The 21,411-nt window shown below is 41.4% G+C and carries 10 protein-coding genes; all 10 read left to right on the forward strand.

Annotation, left to right across the window (positions count from 1 at the left end):
- The first annotated feature begins 122 nt into the window (after nt 1-122).
- The 10 genes from ftsH to BLP87_RS13300 all read left to right on the forward strand — a co-directional run bounded on the left by ftsH (nt 123) and on the right by BLP87_RS13300 (nt 21,325).
- On the forward strand, nt 123-2,330 hold the full coding sequence (gene ftsH, locus BLP87_RS13255; RefSeq protein WP_074463089.1) for an ATP-dependent zinc metalloprotease FtsH: 2,208 nt from the start codon (nt 123-125) through the stop codon (nt 2,328-2,330).
- A gap of 195 nt (nt 2,331-2,525) precedes the next feature.
- Nucleotides 2,526-3,335, forward strand: a complete 810-nt coding sequence (locus BLP87_RS13260; RefSeq protein ID WP_074463090.1) for a PP2C family protein-serine/threonine phosphatase — start codon at nt 2,526-2,528, stop codon at nt 3,333-3,335.
- 9 nt (nt 3,336-3,344) lie between these two features.
- Complete coding sequence (locus tag BLP87_RS13265) at nt 3,345-5,042, forward strand: serine/threonine protein kinase (RefSeq protein WP_074463091.1); 1,698 nt, start codon at nt 3,345-3,347, stop codon at nt 5,040-5,042.
- 3 nt (nt 5,043-5,045) lie between these two features.
- On the forward strand, nt 5,046-5,483 hold the full coding sequence (locus BLP87_RS13270) for a hypothetical protein (RefSeq protein WP_074463092.1): 438 nt from the start codon (nt 5,046-5,048) through the stop codon (nt 5,481-5,483).
- Complete coding sequence (gene uvrC, locus BLP87_RS13275) at nt 5,476-7,344, forward strand: excinuclease ABC subunit UvrC (RefSeq protein ID WP_074463093.1); 1,869 nt, start codon at nt 5,476-5,478, stop codon at nt 7,342-7,344. The genes BLP87_RS13270 and uvrC overlap by 8 nt, the downstream gene beginning before the upstream one ends.
- A 244-nt stretch (nt 7,345-7,588) precedes the next feature.
- A complete protein-coding gene (locus BLP87_RS13280) occupies nt 7,589-11,899 on the forward strand; it encodes an Ig-like domain-containing protein (protein ID WP_074463094.1) in 4,311 nt (1,436 codons plus the stop codon).
- A 177-nt stretch (nt 11,900-12,076) separates the two neighbouring features.
- The gene (locus BLP87_RS13285; protein WP_074463095.1) at nt 12,077-13,744 is read left to right on the forward strand and encodes a trypsin-like peptidase domain-containing protein; all 1,668 of its coding nucleotides are present in this window, start codon (nt 12,077-12,079) and stop codon (nt 13,742-13,744) included.
- A gap of 29 nt (nt 13,745-13,773) precedes the next feature.
- Nucleotides 13,774-20,304, forward strand: a complete 6,531-nt coding sequence (locus BLP87_RS13290; RefSeq protein WP_074463096.1) for a DUF6531 domain-containing protein — start codon at nt 13,774-13,776, stop codon at nt 20,302-20,304.
- 5 nt (nt 20,305-20,309) lie between these two features.
- Complete coding sequence (locus BLP87_RS13295; protein ID WP_074463097.1) at nt 20,310-20,996, forward strand: hypothetical protein; 687 nt, start codon at nt 20,310-20,312, stop codon at nt 20,994-20,996.
- A 56-nt stretch (nt 20,997-21,052) separates the two neighbouring features.
- Nucleotides 21,053-21,325 carry a hypothetical protein gene (locus BLP87_RS13300; RefSeq protein ID WP_074463098.1) on the forward strand — a complete coding sequence of 91 codons (273 nt, stop codon included), beginning with the start codon at nt 21,053-21,055 and terminating at the stop codon, nt 21,323-21,325.
- Nucleotides 21,326-21,411 lie beyond the last annotated feature (86 nt).

Below are 21,411 nucleotides of genomic sequence, written 5' to 3' on the forward strand. Positions count from 1 at the left end.
TACACTATATAATGGTTAAATATGAGGGCAAAAGCCCACACGATGTCGACTTCCATGAAGTTGCGTCGAGTTAAACATTACTACTAATTTAGTATAGCATATTGATATAAGGAATAAATAGAATGGACAACAATCAGAATCAAAGAAATAACAACCCAATGGGCGGAGGTGGACCGAATTCACCAAGACGACAGAATATCATATTGTTATTGGTTGCAGCACTTATCACGATGGTCTGCATGACATATTTTCTTAAAGCATTTTCTTCGGAAACCAATAAAGAGATAACTTATACAGAGTTTCTCGGAATGGTCGACGAGGGAAAAGTTGAGAAGATAGTCATCGAGTATGACAGGATAAAAATTTATCCGAAGGAAGAGAAAGACAAGGAACAGCACGGCCTTGGTTATGCATACTGGGCAGGTGCCGATCAGATAACCTATTTTACAGGTAAGGCTGAAGAAGATACCGACCTTACAAAGAGGATGATCGATGCGGGAGTTGAAGTAAGCAGCGAAGTTCCCGATAATGCAGGACTTATCGTTTCTTTCATACTTCAGTACGTAGCACCGGTCCTCATATTCTGGCTTATCCTTTCAGTGATATTCAGAAGAATGGGAAGGGGCGGCGGTCCTCTCGGAGTCGGCAAGAGTAATGCCAAAGTATATGTTCAGAAAGAAACAGGCGTAACATTTAAGGATGTTGCGGGTGAAGATGAAGCGAAAGAATCACTTGTGGAAGTTGTTGATTTCCTTCACAACCCTGCCAAGTACGCCAAGATCGGAGCAAAGCTTCCCAAGGGAGCACTTCTTGTGGGACCTCCCGGAACAGGTAAGACACTTCTTGCAAAGGCAGTTGCCGGTGAAGCGCACGTTCCTTTCTATTCACTTGCAGGTTCAGACTTTATTGAACTTTATGTTGGTGTAGGTGCCAGCCGTGTAAGAGATCTTTTTAGCGAGGCAAGCAAAAATGCGCCTTGTATCATATTCATAGACGAGATCGATGCGATCGGAAGAAGCCGTGACAATAAGTACGGCGGTGGAAACGAAGAGAGAGAGCAGACACTTAATCAGCTCCTTTCAGAGATGGACGGATTTGATTCATCAAAGGGTGTGCTTATCCTCGGAGCAACCAACAGACCTGAGATCCTTGATAAAGCTCTTTTAAGACCCGGACGTTTTGACAGAAGAATCATTGTTGATAAGCCTGATCTTAAGGGAAGAGAGGAAATCCTCAAGGTACATTCAAAAGACGTTAAGATGGACGAGACCGTAGATCTTAAGGAACTTGCGCTTGCTACAGGCGGTGCGGTTGGATCGGATCTTGCCAATATGATAAATGAAGCTGCCATCAATGCGGTTAAGGCAGGAAGAGAATTCGTATGCCAGAAGGACCTCATGGAAGCATTTGAGCAGGTTATCGCAGGAAAAGAGAAGAAAGACTCAATCCTTAGCAAAGAAGAGCGTAAGCTTGTAAGTTACCATGAAGTCGGACATGCTCTTGTTAGCGCGATCCTTTCAAATACAGAACCTGTGCAGAAGATTACCATCGTTCCCAGAACAAAGGGATCGCTCGGATATGTGCTTCGTCTTCCCGAGGATGAGAATCATCTCAGAACCAAAGATGAACTTATGGAACAGCTTATTGTTTCACTTGGCGGACGTGCTGCGGAGGAACTTATCTTTAACACCGTAACAACAGGTGCAATGCAGGATATTGAGGATGCGACAGCAACTGCAAGAAACATGATCACACTCTACGGTATGAGTGACAGATTCGGACTTATGCAGCTTGAGTCTATCCAGAACAGATACCTTGACGGAAACAGAGTTCTTCAGTGCAGTGACGAGACAGCAACACTTATCGACGAGGAAGTTAAGGCACTTCTTGCGGAATGCTATGAGAAGTCAAAGAAAATCCTCAGCGAGCACCTTGATACGATCGATAAGATCGCTGAGTTCCTTATTGAAAAAGAGACAATAACAGGAAAAGAATTCATGAAGATATACAGGGAAGTTGAGAACATCCCTGAGCCTACAGAGGAAGAGGCAGAAGAGGCCAAGAGAAAGCGTATCTATGCTACAAGACCTGAATCTGCCAAGATCGGTGAGAACATTCCTTTGAGGGAGAATAAGAAAAAATCCGATGATTCCGATGCTTCAAAAAAAGAAGCAGAGAAGGCCGAGACTCTTGAAGCTCCAAAGGAAACACAGGAGCAGCAGACAGCCGCATCGGAGGAAAAGACTGAGGAAAACAGCGCGACAGCTTCCGAAGACAATAATGCAGGCGGAAGATTCTCGCACGTTCCGGATAATTTCGACAATATGTAAATTATTTATCCCCGCTTTTTGTGTTTTTGCGCCTAAATATATTGGCTAGAAACACATTTAGCGGGGTTTGCATTAACGGATTGTCGTATTATCGTCGGTATATTATAATGTTAGTGCGCTGTAGTCGGTGCTGTAGTTACAAAATGGCGAATATTCGCGGTAATGCAGGCACATAGAACATAAGGTAGATCGGGAATGAATTATAAAATTTGTATAAGTACAGATAAAGGAATAGTCAAACAGGTCAATCAGGACGCCACAATGGTAAAGGTTGCCAGCACTTCCTCTTACGGCAGGATAGCAATGGGAGTTTTGTGTGACGGAATGGGAGGACTTTCTCACGGAGAAGTTGCAAGTGCGACAGCAATCGAAGGATTTGCACATTGGTTTGTCACAGAACTTCCGAGGGCGCTTACCAGAGAAAATTCTACGGAGCGTCTTGATACGGTGGAGAAGCCTGATATTACGACGGAAATTGAGCGTCAATGGATATCGCTTGTAAGAGACATAAATGCCAATATATTGAGGTACGGCGATGAGAACAGATGCAGACTCGGAACAACGATAGTTGCATTTATAGAAGTTGCAGGCGATTATCTTATAATGAATGTGGGAGACTCAAGAGTTTACAGTGTCGGAGAGAAGAAAATGACTCTTTTGACACACGATCAGAGCGTAGTGCAGGATATGATCGATAAGGGACTTATGACTGAAGAAGAAGCTGAGAAAAGCCCGCAGAAAAGCATCCTGTTGCAGTGCGTGGGAGCGTCGGATGTAGTTGTTCCCCAGTTTGTGCGAGGCAGGGTTCATGCAGGAACATCGATACTTATGTGTTCGGACGGATTCTGGAGGAAACTTTCCGAAGAAGAAATAGTAGATAAACTCACGAAGAGCAGAGCCTTATCTGAGGAAGAAATGAAGAAGGAATTGGACAATATGGTGGAACTTTTGAAGAAAAGAGGCGAGACCGACAACATCTCCGCAATCCATATTGCCATAGATTAAGGGAAACATATGTTAGAAATTGGAAGTATTGTCGGTGGTAAGTATAAAGTACTGAACGTTATCGGTCAGGGTGGTATGAGTACCGTTTACCTGGCCATGAATGAGCGTGCAAATAAGCAGTGGGCAATTAAAGAGGTCAGAAAAGACGCAGTTACGAATTACCGCGTTGTGCGTCAGAGCCTAATTACAGAGACCGATCTGTTAAAAGAGCTCTCACATCCCTATCTTCCCAGTATAGTGGATGTCATAGACGAGGACGGAAGATTCCTCATCGTAATGGATTACATTGAAGGAAACACCTTGGAGAAAGCGCTGAGACTTTTGGGACCTCAGCCGCAGGAATATGTAATTGAGTGGGGCATACAGCTGTGTGATGTGCTTGGATACCTTCACACCAGAAAGCCGCCTATCATATATAGAGATTTAAAGCCCGGAAATATCATGCTCCGTCCAAACGGAACAATTACACTTATTGATTTCGGAACAGCGAGAGAATATAAGGAAGCCAATACGGGAGATACATCATACCTAGGAACAAGAGGATATGCAGCTCCCGAACAGTTCGGCGGAATGGGACAGACTGATGCAAGGACGGATATCTATTGTCTGGGAACGACAATGTATCATCTTGTAACGGGACACAATCCCGGAGAACCTCCTTTTGAGCTTTATCCGATAAGATATTGGAATCCGCAGCTTTCACCGGGACTTGAATATATTATTGCAAAATGCGTACAGAATAATCCTGATGACAGATATAACTCTTGTGCGGAAGTTATGTACGATCTTCAGAATTACAAGGAACTCGACAGAGGATACAAGAAAACAGCCAAGATCAGTATCGCTTTGTTTTCGGCAGTTGTAGCTCTTTTTGTTGTCTTTCTGTCATCGGCGGTATCTTTTAAGGTAAAAGCCAATGCGATACAGAAAGAGAATTACACACATTATATAACAGAGGCAAAAGGCGCTGCGGACAATCTTACATCTGTTGAGATGTATGCTAAGGCTATTGCGATGCAGCCGGAAAATAAAGACGCTTATATAGATCTTTTGGATAATTTCTTTCTTGATGACGATAATTTCACACCTGAAGAAGATAAGCAGCTTAGGGAAATACTTATAACTCCTACAAAGGATGGAACTGTTGAAGAATGTCTTGCCAAGAATAAGGATGTTTATGCTGAGATAGCGTATAAGCTTGGAATTGCATATTACTACTGCTATGATGGAGTTGGCAATAAGCAGATGGCAACAAAGTGGCTTGGTATCGCAGCGGAGAACGGTAAACTTTCGACAGCGCAACAGGAAAGAGCAAAGCGTCTCGGAAAGATTGCCGGTTATTATAACTTGATAGGTAAAACAAGTAAGGATGGTGATAAGTCAGTAACATTAAAAGTATTTTGGGATGATCTTGTAGCCATTGCTGACGGTGATATCGCAGCGGTTGATAACGAAACAACGGCGCTTATCATCTATAAGGAGATTGGAAGTCAGGTATATGACCGTGCGGACAAATTTCTCAAAGACGGTGTGACATATGAGGAAATTAACGATGAGATAACTCTTTTACTCAGAAGCATTGATTATATTGTCAGCAACTACGAGCTTACAGACAGAACCAGAGAACTCGTCAGCGAAAGCCAGAGAAATCTTGCGCTTGCAAAAGATGCACTTGAAACCGCTGCCGGTAAAAAGAAGAATGGATAAAAAATGAGCGATATAGAATTATACAACCTTATGGCGATCATATCCGCAGGCGTGTCGCTTATAATGCTTATTCTTGCCATAGTAATGTGGATAAAGCTTGATATAAGGCATTATATAGCTGTGCTTACGGGAACCGAAGCCAGAAAAAGAATAGAGAACCTCCGGAAATCTGCGGAAGCGGGAAGCGTCCATGCAGACGTATACGGAAGTAACAACAAGGCCAAGCTTTCATGGAATACATCGGAAGGTCTTGCGAGAGTTGCTGCTATGGAGATTTCCGATGAAGACGGAACTGTTGTGCTTGCACCTACGGGAACTATGCAAAGAGAAGGCACAACTGTGCTTGAGAGCAGTCAGGAATATGCAACAACAGTATTAGATGCAATAAAAGATTCAGAATTTGTTGTTGAGAGAGAAATAGTTAACAGAGGCGATGAGTGATTTTGACGTCAAAGAAGAATTAAAGAAACTTCCCAATAAACCCGGCGTATATATTATGCGTGATTCAAACGACACCATAATGTACGTTGGGAAGGCGGTTAACTTGCACAACCGTGTCAGGTCTTATTTTCGAGCAAATATCGGAAGAGGGCCGCAGATAGACAGAATGGTCGAGCAGATCGCCCGCTTTGAGTATATCGTGACCGATTCTGAGCTCGAAGCCCTCGTTCTTGAGAATAATCTCATCAAAGAGCATTGTCCCAGGTATAATACCCTTCTAAAGGATGATAAGACATATCCCTATATTAAAGTAACTGTCTCGGAGGATTATCCGAGAGTTCTTTTTTCCAGACTAATGAAAAAAGACAGATCGAGATACTTCGGCCCATTCACAAGTGCGGCGGCTGTTAAGGACACCATCGATCTGATAAATAAGCTCTATGGCCTGAGAACCTGTAACAGAGTTCTTCCAAGGGACATAGGGCTTGACAGGCCATGTCTTAATTACCATATGAAGCAGTGCAGCGGCCCTTGTACCGGTAACATAACCAAAGAAGAGTACAGAGAGCACGTTGATAAGGCGCTTGAATTCTTAAACGGCAACTATGGACTTATTATAAAAGAGCTTGAGCAGAAGATGAATGATGCTTCGGAAGAACTTGATTTTGAATCTGCCGCAAAGTATCGAGATCTTCTTGCCAGCGTAAAAGTTGTGGCACAGAAACAAAAAATGACAGACTCGTCAATGGAAGATAAGGATATAATCGCAATAGCTTCAGATGAAAATGATGCGGTGGTTCAGGTTTTTTTCGTAAGAGACGGAAGACTTATCGGAAGAGAACACTTCTATATGACTCATGTGTCGGAAAATCCGGAAAAAGAGATCCTATTAAATTTCGTCAAACAATTCTATGCCGGAACACCTTTTATCCCCAGAGAATTAGTGCTTCCCGAATCCATAGAGGATATGGAGATAATCCAGGAATGGCTCAGTGAGAGGAAAAGCAGCAAAGTCTATATCACAGTTCCCGAAAGAGGACAGAAAGAAAAGCTCATGGAGCTTGCAGCGCAGAACGCAAGACTTATCTTGTCCAAGGACAAAGAGAGGATAAAGCGCGAAGAAGGAAGAACCATAGGTGCGGTAAAAGAGATTGAGAAACTCCTGGGACTTAAAGATATAAACCGTATGGAAGCATATGATATCTCCAATATAAGCGGATTTGCGAATGTAGGTTCCATGGTAGTTTACGAAAAGGGTAAGCCCAAGAAGAGTGACTACAGGAAGTTCAGGATACAGTCTGTATCAGGCCCCGATGACTACGCATGCATGCACGAAGTGCTGACAAGAAGACTGCTTCATGGAATCGAAGAAAAGAAAGATCTGGAAGTAAGGGAGATTGACGCACGATACGGAAGTTTTACCAAGTTCCCCGACCTGATACTTATGGATGGAGGAAGAGGACAGGTCAATATTTGCCTAAGAGTTCTCGATGAACTTGGAATCAACATTCCTGTGTGCGGAATGGTAAAGGACGACAATCACAGAACCAGAGGGCTTTATTATAACAATGTCGAGCTTCCCATAGATACAAGATCTGAAGGGTTCAAACTGATCACAAGAATACAGGATGAAGCGCACAGATTCGCAATCGAATATCACAGGTCCTTGCGTAGTAAAGCTCAGGTTAAAAGTTCACTTGATGACATTCCCGGTATTGGACCTGCGAGAAGAAAGTCGCTTATGAAGCACTTTAGATCGATAGAAGACATCCGAAATGCTACAGCCGACGAAATTGCGGAAACTCCGGGGATTCCTTTAAATGTCGCAATAAAAATTAAGGAGTTTTTAGATAAAACATAACAACTAAAAAGACTAATTTATTACACGAAAGCGATGGTTAAAAAGTGGCTAAAATGGCCACTTTTTTTAATTAAAAAAATTAATGCGTTTTTTGATATTTTTAGCGGAAAATCTATTGCCATTATCAAAAAAAAGATGTAATATTAGCGAAGCAGAATTAACATTCAATAACAAATGATTAACACCTGCATCACAAATGCTTAGGGAAAAGCAGTGAAAAGTCTTGGATAGCTTGGAGGAACATATGAAGAAGGTCAAATTAAGGTCTATGGCGAAAAGATTGTTACCGGTAATGATGATACCGGTTCTTTTGTTTGGCAATTATGCCACAATAACAGCTTCTGCAGAGGAGGTTACTGCACAGGAGAAGTCTGCGGAAGAGAAAACCGGGGAAGAAAACAAGGCCGAAGAGAAGGCTGCCGAGGAAACAAACAAGGAAAATAAAACTTCAGAAGAAAAGAGTTCCGAGGCAAAGCCTGAAGATACGACTAAGAAGGAAGAGACATCCAAGAAGGAAGAGACGCAGGCCGAAGTAAATAAAGAAGAAAAGGGAAAAGAAGAGAGTAAGAAAGAAGAAAAGGCCGTAGACAACAAGGCTACAGAAGATAAGAAGGTTACTGAGGAAGCAAACAAGGAAAATAAAGCTTCTGAAGAAAAGAATTCCGAAGCAAAGCCCGAAGATGCGGATAAAAAGGAAGAAAGCACCAAGTCCGGCGAGAGTAAGCCTGATGTTGTAGAACCTGTGAAGAACGTTGACGACGTACTTGAGAACAAGCAGGAGACTACACCTGAAGAGACTGAAAAAGACAAGAAGGATGCTACAGACAAAAAGCCTGTTAAGAAAAATAATAAAAAAGTCACAATAAGTTTTGATATACAGAACAGAGGCAACAGCGGATTGAAGATTTCTGCTGAAGATAAGAGTGATATAGGCAGAAGCTATAATTTCGAAGTAGACGCTGAAGAAGATGCGGCAGAGATTGAATTTAGCTATTCCATTGCAAGTTTTTATGAGTTGTATTTTGTTTCAGGCGATGAATTTACTATTGATGCCGAGAAGCATACAATAACATGCAAGTTGGAAAATCTGAAAGACGGAGAGAATAGGTTCAAACTTTCTGCAAAGGTAGACGTTACTGACAAAAAGGCTCCCGAGATATCAGAAGCCGGAGCAAAGGGAAGTGCAGATTACACGGGAAGTAACGGCGAAGCTGTTGTTGCAGGATCTGATAAGTCAAAGCCTTCTTTTACAGTAAAAGTTACCGACGAAGAATCCGGTGTTGACAAGGTTTATGCCGTAGATTCATATGGCATACGACGTGAGATGTCAGGTGATGACGGAGTATATTCATGGTCACCGAGTAGCTACGGAAATTATAAGATCGTAAAAGTAATCGCAAAAGATAAACTTGGAAACAATGCCGAGAGCGGAGTGGGAGATATTCCTCTTATCTGCTATTACGCAGAGAATGAAGAGAAGTCTTTTGGCGTAAATACAAAGACTGAAGACTGGTATTCACTTGTAGCGAATAATGAATCAAACTTCATGCTTGAAGTTACAGGTATATCTACCCGTGAGGTTCAGGAAATCACAGTTTCCGGTGTATCGACAAAGTTTGATATTTCAAGAAGCAACTACGGCGGAAGATATACATTTAGAGCAAATATCCCGCTTCCTGTAAAAGAAGGCGAAAAAGAATATGAAGTAAAATGTCTTTTCTACGGAGACAAAGAAGCAAAGACAATCGCAAAGAAGATAGTAAGAATCGATAATACAGCACCTTCTGCAGAAATCATAGTAGACGGCGAAGAAGAGAAGCTTACTCCTTTTGAGAGATTCCTTCGTCTATATGACAGATTCGGATGGTTTGCTTCAAACAAAGACATAAATGTTCTTATCAAGGTTCCAAAGAACTGTGACGGAGAAACAAAAGACAAGAAGACCAGCGGATTCTACGGTATTGTTTACAACGTAAACGGCCAGAGAAGAGAAAAGACAATTAACGAAGCAAGCGGCAAGAGTGATAAGGATTATTACGTATTTGAGGAAAGAGTTCGTTCATACGGCGGTTTGTCAGAGTGCAAGTACGATGTTGAAGTAGTGAGCATCAGGGACTATGCAGGAAACGTGGCAGATCACGTTGAAGGCGGAACAGGTTCATTCGTTATCGATAAGTCAGCACCTACCATCGTTTACGATGTTGACGGTATGGTTGCACAGGATGAAAACAGAATGTACTTTGGCGGCAACGCTCGCGGAACAGTAACGATCGAAGATATGGATCTTGATATTGATTCAATCAAGTTTACGGAAGGTTCCAAGGACAACTTCAAATATGCTATTCCTTCGTATAATGAAAAAGAGAGCGACGGAAAGCACAAGGCAGTATATGATTTCAAGCTTGAAGGCGACGGAGCATACAAGATCGAGACATATGCTAAGGATACACTCGATCAGGAGAATACAGCACTCAGTACAGAGATGATCGTTGATACAACAGCTCCTAAGATTGAGATCTCTTATGACAAAGAGGCTCCTTCAGCAGACGGAAACAAGTATTATGCACAGAATGTTCAGGTAACAGTAAAGGTAGACGATAAGTGGCTTGATGAGACCAAGTCTTTTGTATACATCAAAAAGCTTGATGTTTCGGGAGCTGAAGTAGGTACTGCACCACTCAATGACTGGAGCGGCGACCTCGGTGATGAGAGCCATCAGATCACATTCACAACTGACGGCGACGGAATGTATCAGATTTCAGTTGAAGCTTATGATATGTCCGAAAACCACGAAAGTGCAGAAGGAAACAAGTTTGGCGTAGATACAACAGTACCTGAGGTAACTCTTGTATTTGATGAGAACGATCCTCAGAATGATAAGTACTACAACAAGCCCAGAACAGCTACACTTACAGTTACAGACTTCTCTTTCTACAACGAGGGAGAAACACTTGATATCGACCAGAAGGTTGGCGACGCAGAGGTAGGCGGTTGGGCAAACACAGGCCTTAACACATATACACGTACAATTAAGTTTGCGGAAGACGGATTCTACAGCTTTAATTTCCTTTGCAAAGACAGAGCAGGAAATGAGTCAAAGAATGTTTTTGAAAAAGAATTCGTAATTGACCGTACATCACCTGAAATTAACGTTACATACAACAAGATTGCTGTTGGAAATGAAAAGTTCTACAAGGACACAAGAGTTGCAAACGTAGACATTAAAGAAATGTCTTTTGCCGACAAGCTTGTTGAAGTTACACCTCAGGCAGTACCTGATGTTTCATCGGTACCGGCACTTTCGGGATTTGCTTCAAACAACTTTAACAACGTTTCACATATCTCATTCAGTGAGGACGGAACATACGGCTACACGATCAAGTGTACAGACCTTGCAGGTAATACATCAAAAGAGTTCACATCGGATGTATTCATCATCGACAAGACAGCACCTGAAGTAACATTCTCGGGAGTTGAGAACTACTCGGCAAACAACGGTGTGGTAGCACCTTCGGTAGTTTACGGAGACAAGTATATTGATATAGATGCTTCAAAGGTTGCACTCAAGGGTGCAAATAACGGCGGAGTAAACGTAGAATGCGCAATTAAGCCTATTGAGAACGGCTTCTCGGTTTCATACAGCGACTTCTCACACGACAAGAAGATGGACGACCTGTATGTACTTGAAGCAACAGTTCGCGACAAGGCAGGAAACGAGACCAAGGATAAGCTCGTGTTCTCAGTTAACCGTCACGGTTCCGTATTCGTAATCGGAGACGTTGCAAAGCAGTTTAACGAGAAGTATTACATCAATGAGCCCAAGGATATCACGGTCACAGAGATCAACATCGATGAGCTCACACAGAAGAATGTTTCAATAAGCCGAGACGGAGACATCAAGGAACTTAGAAAGGGAAAAGATTTCTCAGTTAAGCAGCAGGGAAGTGAAACATCTTGGAAGACTTACACATATACAATTTCCAAGAACAACTTCACTACCGACGGAGTTTACGCACTTACCGTATACAGTAAAGATAAAGCTACAAACGTTCAGGATAACAAATCAAGAGACGCAGAAGTATCATTTGCAATTGATATGACCGCACCGGGAATAGTTGCAGCAGGTATCAAAGAAGGTGAAGTATACAAGCAGGAATCACTTGACTTCAACGTCAACGTAACAGATAACATGGGCGTATCAAAGCTTTCAATCTGCAACAACGGACAGGAGATTGATTCATGCACAGGCGAAGAACTTGAGGAAAAAGGCGGCGTAAGAAGCCTTACACTTAAGGAATCAGATAAGGTACAGGAGATTACGGTTATCGCCGAGGATCTTGCAGGTAATAAGGAAACAATGGCGATTGGCGGAGTAATAGTTTCTACTAAAGAGATTCCGGATCCGTTTGTTGCCAAGAAGGATAAACCGAATCCTGATAATAAGCCCACCCCGGGTACAACAAATAACATGTCATACTTCGTATTTGCAATCGCAGCGATCGCAACAATGTCAGTCGGCGGCGGAGCAATATGGCTTATTAGGAAGAAGAAATAAAAATCAGTGTGTTTTGATATCGTGAATTATAGAAGGTGGTGAGTACAAGCAGGAATCACTTGACTTCAATGTCCTCGTAACAGATAATATGGATGTTGAAAATCTTATAAAGCACTAAGACGAAAAAGTGATATAACCTGATAAGATAAAAAAATACACGATAAAAAGAGGTAACAGATGAGTACAGCTGCAAAACGTATTTTAACAATGTTTTTGGTTATGGGAATAACGGTAGCACCGCTTAAAGTATATGCTCGCGAGGAAGCTCCTTTGGAAAGTTCCGGTTTGGGATTCTCGGTTTCGGAGAACATTACAGAGGACGGTGCGGCGCAGGCAAGCTCAGGGGCTTCGGAAATGCCTGAAGAGCCTGCGGATTCTTCCGATGGAGAGGAAGATACCAAAAAGTTATCCTCCGTACAGGAAGCACGAAATGGCGTTTTGCAGGTGAACTGCATTTATGAAGATGATCTTGGAAAGACATCTATAATACAGGGTGGAACAGGATTTCTTATCGGAGATCCCGAAGAAACCGAATATGTCATAACAAACAATCACATAATCAATCCCGACAAGAAATTCAGGGATAAAGCTTTTAAGGCACTTGGGGTACCCAAGGAAAAAGATGAAGATTGGGATAAGATAAATCTCAAAGTACAGGTAGTCGTTGAAAACGATGTTGTGCTTGAAGCATCGGTTGTTAAGGCAAGTGTGGCGCTGGACGTTGTTGTTCTAAAGCTTGAACAGCCCATATATACAAGAACTCCATTGACAATTCTGGCGGCAGAAAATAAGTCAGCGGAGAAACCGTATAAAGTTGCCGACAAAATCTTTACACTTGGTTATCCTACGGGAATTTCATATGACGTTCCTGTGTATTATTCAAATGACAAAGTATCTATGACATCAGGAGCAATTGCGAATCTGACGACACTGGACAATACAATGGTTATCCAGCACGACGCCAAGATTGATGTCAGTAACTGCGGAGGACCGCTTATAAATGAAGATGGTCTCGTGATCGGAATGAATGAACTGATCGATGACGGAAGCAATTATTATACTCTTGATGCGGCAGAGATTACAGCTATACTTGACGGACTCGGGATTGTGTATAACAAGATGAATCCAACAGAGTATGACGAACTTAAGAACGGTGTTAGTGCAGCAACGGAAGTAAGCACCACAGGTAGCAGCGCATCAGCAGATGAAGTTGTCAATCCCGGAGGTGACGGCCGTGATACCAAGAAGCTGATTATTACAATCGCAATAGTAGGTGCGGTTGTTGTAGCTCTTGCTGCAATTGCTTTGACGGTTGTTCTTATTATGAAGAAAGTAAAAGAGAGCAAAGAAAAAGCCAGAAAAGCTGCAGAAGAAGAGAACAGAAACAGATTTGAAAATCAGGGTGGTACAGGGGCAGGACAGTTCAATAAACCGATGACGAAAGTGCAGAGTAACAGTGGAGCATTTGCGAAAGGAACGGAGACAACACTTCTTAATTCCGCAGCGCCGGATGCAGGCACAACAGTATTGTCATCATCGGCAAGACCGGATTTCCTTGGAACACTTATACGAAGGAAAAATGGCGAAAATATAATTATAAACAAAAATAATTTTTCTATCGGAAAAGACAGTTTAAATATTGATTTCAGAATTTCAGACAACAGTGCAATTAGTAGACGACATGCAAGTATTAAGATAGAGAACGGTCAGGTCGTGCTGGAAGATAACTTCTCTACGAATGGTACATTTGTTAATGGAGACAAGATTCCGGGAGGACAGACAAGACAGCTTAAGAGTGGGGACGTAATAAAGCTCGCGAATGAGGAGTTCGATTACAGGGCTTAAAAAAATATATATAGAAGGAAATTTTTATTATGGGGACTAGCAATTACTCGGGGGAGAACATTGAGTGGCACCAGAAGAAGATAAGGGAATATTTTGATGAGTGTTTCAACACTATATACAATCCATTCCTTTGTATGTCAGATACACTTCTTATACCGTCACTTTTAGATTTTATTAACGATGAGACGCACACAGGACCTGAGGCTGAGTCAGCCAAAGCGTTCCTTAACGATCAGCAGATCACTATCGTTGCCATGATCACGGACTGCGTACAGCAGCTTCAGAGCATGATGCAGAAAGGAGGCTTTGCGGGACTTGTTCCTCTTCTTGATGACTTCCTTGCAGATCTGTCTGAAGATGAATCTCAGGATCCCGTTATCAAGACACAGCACCTTAAAAAGGTGATAGAAGATTTTGCTAATTACAATACGATCTTTAACGAAGTGCATCCCAAAGTAACAGAGATAAGAAACAAAGCTAACAGCATTGTTTCGGGATGCGACGTTATATCTATAAATGAACTCATAAATCCGGATTCTGCCGCTTCGGTAAGGGCATTTGACGACTTTGCCACGAGGGATAAGGCATCCGGTTTTGTTCCTGAGTTCAATCAGAAATTCCTTACATTCCATGAAGAACATTCAAATGATATAGCAGGAAGTACCTTTAAGCAGCTCCTTGATGACATCGTAAGACTACTTAAGTCTATTATCGATGGCATGAACAAGGGAACTTTTGATATCACAAGATACGAAGAGACCAAGGGAAATATCAGATGGATAGATCCTAAGGACGTGGAAGGTCTTGAGGCATATCTTAGGACTTACAAACTCTACCTTCAGGGACTTGTTGACAGATGTCAGGTATATAAGTACGACCCTGTAAACATGAGTAGCGGAAACTACATAAATGACAGGACAGACCTTGAAGTTGGAACAGATACAAAGATTACATTTAGAAGGTTCTATAACGCAAGATCAGAATTTAAGGGCGCAATGGGACGCGGCTGGAGCTGCAATAGTGACGTGCACCTTTATAAAGAAGATAACGGCGATATCAGAGCTATCTATATCGACGGAAGAGAAGGTATTTACAGAAAGCCTGAAAACAGTAAGGCTGCTCAGAAGGAAAATACTCCTGAGCTCACTTTTGATGGAGAAGAAGGAGCTACCAACAAGAGTTCTTCTGTTTCAGAGACTTACTACGAGATTCACGGAGAACCCGGAAAGCTTGTAGAGGATAACTACGGTTATAAGCTCATAAGAGAAGACCTTTCATATGAAGAGTATGACAAAGACGGATATCTTGTAGCTAAGGGAGACAATACAGGCGAGAATACAAGATATACTTTAGGCGTCTTTACTAAGAATGACGATAACGGTGAGAGCATAAGATATGCGCTTCCCGTAAAGATAGAAACTAAGGAAGGATCATACATCTCACTTTCCTACAATGAGGACGGAATCCTTACAAGGGTATCAACCTCACAGGGAAAGAACGTAACCTACGGCTATGAGAAAAGAGAAGATGAATACTTCCTTACAGCTGCTACATATCCAAATGGTAGCACAAGAAGATATACCTATAACGAAGAAGGCCTTATACACAAAGTAATAAGCCCTGACGGTATCATAGCGCTCACAAACGAATACGATGAGCAGAGACGTGTCATCCATCAGATATTCCCTGATGGTGGTGAGATGTCTTACAGCTATGACGATGAAAAGAACATAACAACAGCAACAGAGCAGAATGGACTTAAGGTAGAGTACCTCTCTGATGAGCGCGGAAGACATACAGGAACAAGATACATAGGTCTTTCAGATGACTATGCATCTCAGGATGTTGAAAACGGTAAGAACATCATTGAAGAAAAGTACACTTATAATGAAAGAAACCAGAAGACTTCTGTTACAGATAAGAACGGCCATACGGTAAGATTTAGCTATGATAACAGAGGAAACCTTACAAAGATAGTAGGGCCCGAAGGCCTTAGCGAGAGCTATACCTATGATGCTGAAGGAAGACTTATCGCAAAGAAAGATTCTGAAGGAAACTCATATAGATTCATCTATGACTTTGATGGTAACCTCTACTGCGTAACAGATCCTCTCGGAAACAGGACTAAGTATGACTATAAGGACGGCAGAGTCGTAAGGATAAGGGATGCTGAGAACAATGCTATATCAGTAACCTATGATGAAAAAGGAAATATCTCTTCCATCACTGATAAAGTGGGCGTGACTACACGTTATATCTGTGATAACAGCGGAAGGGTAACAAAGACGATAGATGCAGAGGGAAATGTGACATCCTATACGATGGATGAGAGTGATAACATCACATCCGTAACAGACCCTCTTGGAAATACAACAAGCTATACATACAATGCGGCAGACCTTCTTACAGAAGTCATAAACCCTGACGGAACAACAAGAAGATGGGATTATAACGAGATAGGCCATCTTGCATTCTATACAGATGAGAGCGACCATACGACAGCCATAAGATACAACACATCATGGAAAGAAGAGAGCATCACGCTTCCAAACGGCGGAATGATGCACTACGACTACGACCTTTTAGGAAATCTTGTTAAGATAACAGATCCTATGGGAAGAAAGACAGTATACAGCCATGATAACAACGGTAACGTACTTACTGTCGGAACTGAGATAAACAAAGAAGAAAACGACGGTACCTTAACCGAAACAATCATAAAGAATTCCTACACCTACGATAAACTCGGACGCATCAAGACCGAGACAGATGGGGAGGGAAATACTACAACTTACGACTACGATAAGAACGGAAACCTTACCTGCAAGACAGATGCTCTTGGCGGAAAGACCTGCTATGAGTATGATGCACTTGGCAGAGTAATAAAGGTAACAGATGCCATAGGAAGAGAAGAATCATGTACCTATGACAAGAACGGAAATATAAAGACAGTAACGGATGCTGCAGGCGTAGTGACAGAGAATCACTATGAGAAGGGCAGGCTCCTTAAGGTTACCCAGAGATCTGCAGATAATGAAGCACCGGAGATAATCATAAATGAGTTTGAGTATGACTCATGCGGAAGAATCTGCAAGCAGGTAGAAAGAGACGGATTTACTCTTTTCTATGAGTATGACAAAGCAGGAAGAGCAAACAAGGTAACAGGCTCAAACGGCAGAGTCATGGTATACTCCTATGATTCCATGGGAAGAGTTATTGAGACCGACGACTGTGGTACTATCACAAAGTATCGCTATACAGGCACAGGAAAGCTCTCTAGTGTCATTGACGCGCTTGGAAACGAGACAAGATATACATACAATGACCTTGACCTTCTCAGTAGTGTAGAGCGAGCAGAGGGAACAATAGAAAACGAGATAACAGACGATAACTTCCCTCAGGTAGACGGAAAAGGACATATCACTGTTTATGAGCATGACCTTTCAGGAAAACTTGTAAGCGTTACAGATGCTCTCGGACAGAAAGATATCTACAGATATGATGAGAGTGGTGAGCTCATATCACAGATAGACAGAGATGGTAACGAGACTGTCTATACAAGAGATAAGAACGGAAACATTACAGGCATAAAGTATGCTGATGGAAATGAAGTGCGTTACAGCTACAGTGCAATTAATCTGTTAAAAGAAGTTCAGGATAAGATAGGACTTACAAAGATCGAATCAGATATCGTAGGAAGAACAATATCTGTAACAGATTCTGACGGACAGCGAGTTGGCTATGAGTATGGCCCTTATGATGAAAAGACTGCGATCGTATATCCTGACGGAAAGAGAGCAGAGTATCACTATGATGCTTTTAGAAGACTCATAGAACTTAAGGATACAAATGCACAGGAAAGCATAAACTATGAATATGACACAATAGGAAGACTTAGAAAGAGAGCTTTCCCGGGTGGAGCATCCGTAGTATATGATTACTATCAGGGCGGACTTCTTAAGAAACTTACAGGAACAGATAGAGACGGACTTCTTGATAAGTACGAGTATGCTTATAACGAAAAAGGTAACAGGACTCAGATAAAGAGATACAGAAGAGACCTTAAGGATGTAAGCGGAGTATATGACTATGCTTACGATGAGCTTGGAAGACTGTCTGAGAGCAGAAAAGATGGTGCTGTGCAAAGCAGCTATTCATATGATGCATTCGGAAACAGAAAGGCTTTAGTTTCTGATGGAGTAAGTGCGACATATTCCTACGATATAATCGACAGGCTTATCAGCAAGAAGGAAGAAAGCACAGCGAATGTTTCTTCTGGTGATCTATTACCTGTTATTACATCATACAGTTACGATAACAGAGGCAATCTCATAGAGGAAAGACAGGGAGATGCCATTTCAAAGATCTATCGCTTTGATGCGGCAGGAAAGATGGTAACTGCCGTAAATGCGAAAGACGGAGAAGCTGAGTATGTCTATGATGCTCTTGGACACCGTGTTGGTGTAAAGGAAAACGGAAGGCTTATTAAAGAGCTGAGAGACCATACATTTACAGGTGATAACATTCTTCAGAGAAGTTATGAAAACATCACTGAAGATTACATGTTTGACGGCAATATATGTTCTGTTTCAAGAAACAATGAAAACATATATATGCTTAATGATGAGCTTGGAAGCCCTGTATATCTTACGGGAACAGATGGAAAAGCTATAAGTGCGTTTTCTTATGATGATTTTGGTAAGAGAAAACGCGCATCCTATGAAAAGAAAGAAAATATCCTATATCCGATAGCATTTACAGGCTATCAGGAAGACAGGATAAGTGGCTTGTGCTATGCACAGGCAAGATATTATTCTCCTGATAACGGAAGATTTATAAGTGAAGATATAGTCCGCGGCGTTCCCACAATGCCCGATACGGTCAATCATTACCTTTACTGTTTAAATGATCCTAAAGTTTATGTTGATAAAGACGGAGCATTCCTTCATATCCTTGCAGGTGCTGCGGCAGGAGCACTTACAGGAGCGGTAGTAGCAGGAGTACATTCGGTTCTCACGGAAGGCCATGTTGACTGGGCGGCAGTTGGCGGAGCGGCAATAGGCGGAGCCGTAACGGGAGCAGTTGTAACAGCTTGTCCTGCGGCGGCACCCGCAGCAGTAGGTGCACTCGGCGGAGGAACAACATCTCTTGCGACAGGAATACTTAAGGGAGAGAGTGCAGGACAGATAGCAAAAGATACTGTTATAGGAACAGTAACCGGAGCCATAGGAGGAAAACTCTTCCAGGGAATAGGTGCAACCGTAGGAAAGAGTGTTTTTAATTCGGTTGGAAAATATGTTGGATATACAGCCGGAAAAGTTGCAAGTGAAAGTGTTACATCGGCATTAGGCGGTGGAACCATAAACATGGGAATGAATGCCATAAGCCATTTGGTTCAAGGAAAAAAATATGGTTTTGGTGATGCGGCGAAAGATTTTGGAATAGGAATGGCCGATGGTGTGGCAGGATATGCTACACATAGAGCTTCGTCATTTGGCTTCAATAAGCTTGCATCCATGGCTGAACGGACAAATACCGGAAAGACAATCAATAGTCTTGCAGATAAGGCATCAGCAAGGATAGGAAGTACATATGAGAGATTTGCTAATACAAGAGCAGGTTCACTGATAACAAAAGGAACCTGGCGCGTAGCGCAAGGTTTGGCAAAAATTGATTATAAGATCAATGATTACGCAAATACAAAATATAACAAATTTACGGGAGCAATGAAGAATCTTGCAAAACTTTCAAGTCCGCTTTTGACTAAGGTGGGCGCAGGAAAGCTTGCTAATATGATGTGTCAAGGTGAAAATGGAGTTCTTCCTAGTGAATGTTCATCGGAATTAGATTATAAGTCACAGCTGAAATTGGAGGAATACTATAAAAAGAATGCAGGAAATCTAACGGATAGTCAAAAAGCTAAATTGGTTTCTGATTTAAAAGAATTATATTCTGAAACAAGTAAAATGGAACGAGGAGATGTAACAGTTCCAGAGGATCCGAGAGATGTAGCTGGTATACGTAAAATTAGAAATATGGAAAGATATAATCCTGCGTATAAATGGGAAAGCGATGATACTGTTCCTGCAACAAGAAGAATGGAAGTTTTAAAAGCCGGAGAACAATTTGATAGGCTGGGGTCACCTACTGGAAGTTGTGTGGGACATGTTGGTGATGATGGGTCATGTGCCACAATAAAGGAACGATCTGTACCCTACCATTTTGAAGGTGATGATGTTACACAAGAGCCTTCTTATCACAGATATGAAGCGAGGCAGGATTTTACAAGGGCTAATCTTGAAAAGGCTATAGATAATTCGCTCTATAGTAATGATACTAAAGTTCAAATGCATGATAGACTAGATACGTATTATTCCGAAGCTGAAGGAAGATATGGCAAAGGTGACGGTCTTGCAACTGGAGAAATTGCTGAGATGTTTAATAAGACAACTGGAAGTACTGGCGGCGGCTTGCAGAGCGATATGCCGTTTAATATGAATGAATTAAAGAGTATAGGAATGATAAAAGAGGTTCCTAAGAGAGTATATGCAAATAGGTAATTAGTATGCTGAAAGATGAATTATTAAAATTGGCTGAGTTATTAAATGGTAGTAAGAAACAAGAATATAATGAGGTTTCGGATGTGAATAGAACGGATATTATGTGGACAAAAACAGAATTAATAAAATGGTTTGAGTCATTAAATGGTGGAAGAATACCAGATTATATTGAAGTTTCAGATGCAAATCATAGACAGGTTTGTATTGAAGGAGAGTGGCAAAATGCACTTTATTATTGGAGCCTGTTTTTTGATGGATCTAAATGGAAATATGTTGAAACAGATGATGAAAGAGGTTATGTTTTTGCATTAAAAGAATTTAATGATGAAGAATCAGCTGTTAAATATGCCAAAAGACATTTGTATATTTATTATTTAGCTAGTGTGGCAGATGATTCACATGAAGCTATGCTCCGCAGATATATCAAGAAAAACTACAATTGTTCAGAAATAGAATCTCGTATGTTGGTTAAGCAAATTAAGCAATACAAGGATATTTTTGAAGAGTTTTTTAATTATGCTTGTATTGAAGAGTTTTGCAAAGATGATGGAGAGCAAACAGAAGCATGTGGCTATACTGCTGAAATATTGAATCGTGATTATAATATGTCTCCGCTAGATGCTTATCTTTTCTTAATACAGCTTAAGAAAAATCCTAAGGAAGCATTGGAAGATTTAAAAAATAGGCAATAAAGTGTCTGGCGATATATTACTGATAACGGAATACGATGAACGGAGCATTAATTGAGATGACAGTAGAAGGATTAAAAAAACGATTGGATGCGATCGGTGTACCGGATGATTTATATTCTCTTTTGATTGGAGGTTTTCCTAATGAAGCATATTGCTTAATCAAAAATGGAGAGGGATGGGAAGTGTATTATAGTGAGCGAGGTCATAAATCAGGTGTACAACAATTTGTAAATGAATCAGAAGCTTGCGAATACCTATTTGAGGAATTAAAAATTTATGCGGGTAAATATATTTGTCCGACTTCACATCTTAAGAACAAGAAATCGTAGATTATTGTAACCGTATTTCAAGAGGGTTTTAGCTCTTTTGAAATGCGGTTATGTATGTTAAATGATATTTGTACATATCTTGAGCA

It is taken from the genome of Butyrivibrio hungatei (assembly GCF_900101605.1).
GTDB classification, from domain to species: Bacteria; Bacillota; Clostridia; order Lachnospirales; family Lachnospiraceae; genus Butyrivibrio; species Butyrivibrio hungatei_B.